Origin of the sequence: Campylobacter troglodytis (genome assembly GCF_006864425.1) — a bacterium.
Classification (GTDB): Bacteria; Campylobacterota; Campylobacteria; order Campylobacterales; family Campylobacteraceae; genus Campylobacter_D; species Campylobacter_D troglodytis.
Map to the genome: position 1 here is coordinate 1 of NZ_QHLI01000104.1, position 4015 is coordinate 4015.

Below are 4015 nucleotides of genomic sequence, written 5' to 3' on the forward strand. Positions count from 1 at the left end.
GAATCTATTTCTTGCTTTTGTGCTTCTGCTTTTTCCTTTTTTATCTGCATTATGGATTTATAAAGGGCTTTACGCGAAGTTAAATAAGAGTTGCTTAAAAATTTTTTGTTTGCAACAAATGAGAGGTAGAAAGATGAGTGATAATTGTAAAAACTCATTAACTCATCATCGCTAAACATTGCGTTGTTGTGTTTATTTACTTCGATAATATTATCACATTGATATAAGGCATTTAACAAAGCTATATTAGAATCTTTTGTGATAGATTCTATGTCATTTTGCGTTAAAAATTTATGAATAATATTCATCTTGTTTGTCCTATTTGCCGCAACTGTTCTCTAAGAATTTGCATATCTTTTAAAGTTTCATCATTAGGAGAATTATCGATTATAAACATTTGTGCTGTATAGCCATTGATTAGTATTTTGTGCCTTGCATTGTTTTGTATGTTTGTTATTGTTCTATGACAATGGGCGGCGTTAAAATATTCTCTTTCTTGTGGTGTTAGAGATATTGAAAAAGTAAGGTCTATTTTTTTAATATAGTCTATTATTAAAGCACTTGTATCGTTGATTAGTTGTTCGGCTTTTTGGCTTATCCACCACGATATGCCTATGCCTATGGTAAGCACTGTTATTCCAAATATTATTGCTCCAACGATACTCATACCAGCTATTGCCAATGCTATAAATGCAATAATTGAAGCCCTTATAGAACTTGCTACACCAACTTCAAAAATCTTACTTTTAATAAAAGACTCTCCAATCCTAAGCGATACTTTTAGCCCATCGCTTGTTTTTTCATATTCGATAACTGCGTCAATAGCAGTAAGTTGATTGCTAAATCTGCTAATGATAAGTTTGAATGGTTTTATGGCAGAATCTAGTTTTGGTAATTTCTGTTTCATTACACTTAACCCACTATTTATATTATCTACATAAGTATTTAGATCTTGTATTTTTTGTTGATAATTGCTGTTATTTTTGGTATTTTCTCGTAGTTTTTTTATACCGGCTTCAAATTTTTCTTGCCTTATTTCTTTAAACATTCTTATAGCAATGGCATCAACATCTGTCTGCATTAACGCATTTTCAATATTTTTTAATTCTTGTGAATTAATTTCATTATTTGGCTTTTCTAATACTTGTATTTTTTCACTCATTTGCATTCCTTTAGCTTACTTCTTATTTCATCTAAGTTTCTATCATACAATTGCTTAAGTAAATCTTTTTGTTTTTGGATAGATTCTTGCACCATTTGAGATATTGTTGCCTTTTGGTTTTTATCTAAATGGTAAGTACCATCTAGCCTACTATTAGCAGAGTCGTTAAACCATTTTAATAGATTTTCCAATCCATCTAATCTAGCCATTGTCTCATTTGCAATTGGTTTATCGATATCGCAAGTGTGATGATATATATCAAACATATATAGCTTAATAAATGCAATATAAGAAGCAATCATCATACTGTCATAAAATATAGTTCTATCTATTGAATTTTTATTTATTTGTTTTGTCTCTAATATTTTCTGCCCTAAAAAATCAAACATATCATCATAGTAAGCTTTGCGCTCATTATCAAGCAAAATAAAGAATGTCTGATTGATATTTAAGTTACCCTCTTTGAGAAAAATATCATTATTCAACTTAATTTTTATAAATAATGCTTGTTGTGCCTGTGTCAAAAACTCTACTTCATTATTATTATAACCTATATATAGTGTTGTAGGGAATCTTGTCAAAAAATCTACATTTTCAATAATCTTTTTTGTGTCAATTAAATTTTGTTTAATTATGGCATTTATTTTGGTTCTGCCATAAGATTGCTTTGTGAGATTTTGGATTGATTTTTGTTCATTTTGTGCCTCATTTTCATACCATTCTACAAATGGTGTAAGTTCGCTTTTTGCTTTGCCTATTGCGTCTTTTAGCTCATTTTGTGTCTGCAAATACCACGAACCAAGCAAAACAACAATCGCAACAAAAAATGCTATCAAACCACCATAAAAACTAACTCTTTTAATATAGCTACCATTAAAATTTTTTATCATTTATGCTACCTAGATTCTAAAAATGTTTGGCTCACACCACAAATAAATGCTTGGTGCATTAGAAGTATAAACTTCTTTAATAATACTAGAATCTTTATCGGTTGCAAAAGATAGTGCAAAAAGTTGTGCTAATGTCCCACCTAGTGAATGTCCTGTGAGGATTAGCTTTGTACGAGAATTAATAGGTGAGATAAAGTTAGATTGTGTAGGTGGCTTATTAGAATCTTTTAATAATGTTTGATTTATATATGGTTTATATTTGGAATCCTTACTTTGATTGTAGATTTTTTTCCATAGCATATATTCTAAAGATTGCTCATCTTTTGGTTTAGATTCACTATCGACATAAAAGGAAATCTCGCCTTTACATTGCGCATAAAATAAAAGCATATCGTTATATTGCAATAATGGTATCCTATTAGCGATCAAATCAATATTTGCCATCTTAAAATCTATCCAATATTCATCTATGCCACGAATGGCTAGTGTAAAATCTTTGGATTGTTTGTGTTGAAAGAGTGTAGCACTAAAGCCTGAATCTGTGTTAGGTTGATGAATAAGTAAGTCATATTTTTCAAAGAATTGTTTTGCTTGCAATTCACCAAATTCGCCGTTGAGCTTCTTTTTGTCAATAAAACGATATTCTTTTCCGATATGTTCTTTTTCTCCAGCCATTTGTCCGTTGTAATTTGAACTTATAATTTCATTTAGGGTAATAGTGGTATTATTTTCTTTCAATACATATCCATCTAAATCAAAATAAAAATAACTTGCTTGTGCTAGTTCTGCATAGTCTAGCAAATCACAAAGTTTATTTTTCATTTAATCCCCCATAAAAGTTTTATATATAAAAAATAATGTTCTTCTGTAAAAACCATCGAATCCAAAATAATAAATAGAGTTAATAATATATCCTAACGGATAATATAAAAGCAATACACAAAACATTATTAAATATTTCTTATTTCTTTTTATCACAAGACAAAATAGACTATAAATCAACAATGGCACAAGATCTAGTCCAAGTATTACCAAAAATTCCTGAACTATATCTGGACTATAAACCATAGCATGTGCGATAATCCAAACAAACGCCCAAAAAGCAATCCAGCAAGCATAAAGTATTATCAATAGTATCATTACACCTATTTTACCTCAAATATAAATTCTTTTGTGAATTTATTTTGAAACAGTGTCGCAGAAAATCCACTGGCTGTGTTTGCTTGATGAAATTTTATAAGATACCGTTTTGCAAAATTTTGAGCTTGTAATTCTCCAAATTCGCCATTTAATTGTGGATAAAAAACAATAGAATCATCATAAATAAAATAGTCTTTAAAGACATACGAAAGAGCTTTGAGATAGTGTAGTGTTTCTATACTATTTTCATCCTTAAAAAATCTATCTTTGCCTATTTTGAAACTTTTAGATTCTTGTTCTTTTATATAAACAAGATTAAAGTAACTTGCCTGTGCCAGTTCTGCGTAATCCCTTAAATCATCAATGTTATTTTTCATGTTTATTTCCTCCAAAAATTACTCTATACAATCACTAAGTATAAGATAAGAGCTAAAGGATAATATAAAGCAAATATTAAAAAATTTCTTAAATACTTTCTTTCTCTTTTTATCCCCCAATTCCATAGATTATAAACCCACAGTGGTGCTATGCCTATGCCAACAAATTTCAAAAACTCACCTAATATATCAGGACTATGTGCAATGGCTAAAAACACAAACCACCAAAATATCCAAAAAGCAAGCCAACAAAGATAAAGTATTTGGCTCAAGATACTTTAATTTTATACAATATCATTTTAAAGTATGGAGAGTAAAATGAAAAATAAATATATGATTCGCTTCCGAATTGTCTCAAAAGAAATTTAGGGAAATTTTGAAGTATTTCTGCCTTGATTTAGAGGAGAAAAAATCGCAGAAATTTGCAAAATAACTCGTGCTTGTGC

4 protein-coding genes and 2 pseudogenes are annotated in these 4015 nt (G+C 29.4%); 1 reads left to right on the plus strand and 5 read right to left on the minus strand.

Annotation, left to right across the window (positions count from 1 at the left end; genetic code table 11):
* From DMC01_RS12035 to DMC01_RS12060, 5 genes and pseudogenes are all read right to left on the minus strand, one after another.
* Window positions 1-308, minus strand: a pseudogene (locus DMC01_RS12035) (hypothetical protein); the annotation flags it as partial.
* Window positions 305-1162 carry a hypothetical protein gene (locus DMC01_RS12040; RefSeq protein ID WP_142694434.1) on the minus strand — a complete coding sequence of 286 codons (858 nt, stop codon included), beginning with the start codon at window positions 1160-1162 and terminating at the stop codon, window positions 305-307. The pseudogene DMC01_RS12035 and the gene DMC01_RS12040, both read right to left, overlap by 4 nt.
* Entirely contained in the window at window positions 1159-2052 is an 894-nt protein-coding gene (locus tag DMC01_RS12045; RefSeq protein ID WP_142694435.1) for a hypothetical protein, read from the minus strand. The genes DMC01_RS12040 and DMC01_RS12045 overlap by 4 nt, the downstream gene beginning before the upstream one ends.
* Window positions 2053-2061: 9 nt before the next feature.
* Window positions 2062-2874, minus strand: a complete 813-nt coding sequence (locus tag DMC01_RS15500) for a lipase family protein (RefSeq protein WP_246059231.1) — start codon at window positions 2872-2874, stop codon at window positions 2062-2064.
* 323 nt (window positions 2875-3197) lie between these two features.
* Complete coding sequence (locus DMC01_RS12060; RefSeq protein ID WP_142694436.1) at window positions 3198-3569, minus strand: hypothetical protein; 372 nt, start codon at window positions 3567-3569, stop codon at window positions 3198-3200.
* A gap of 306 nt (window positions 3570-3875) precedes the next feature.
* On the opposite strand from DMC01_RS12060, the pseudogene DMC01_RS12065 reads away from it, so the two are divergent.
* Window positions 3876-3981: pseudogene (locus tag DMC01_RS12065) on the plus strand (IS1595 family transposase); the annotation flags it as partial.
* Between the last annotated feature and the right edge of the window lie 34 nt (window positions 3982-4015).

Bases quoted from the DNA above. Each gene is read 5' to 3' on its own strand.
- DMC01_RS12040 (WP_142694434.1), bottom strand. From the start codon at position 1,162: ATGAGTGAAAAAATACAAGTATTAGAAAAGCCAAATAATGAAATTAAT.
- DMC01_RS12045 (WP_142694435.1), bottom strand. From the start codon at position 2,052: ATGATAAAAAATTTTAATGGTAGCTATATTAAAAGAGTTAGTTTTTAT.
- DMC01_RS15500 (WP_246059231.1), bottom strand. From the start codon at position 2,874: ATGAAAAATAAACTTTGTGATTTGCTAGACTATGCAGAACTAGCACAA.
- DMC01_RS12060 (WP_142694436.1), bottom strand. From the start codon at position 3,569: ATGAAAAATAACATTGATGATTTAAGGGATTACGCAGAACTGGCACAG.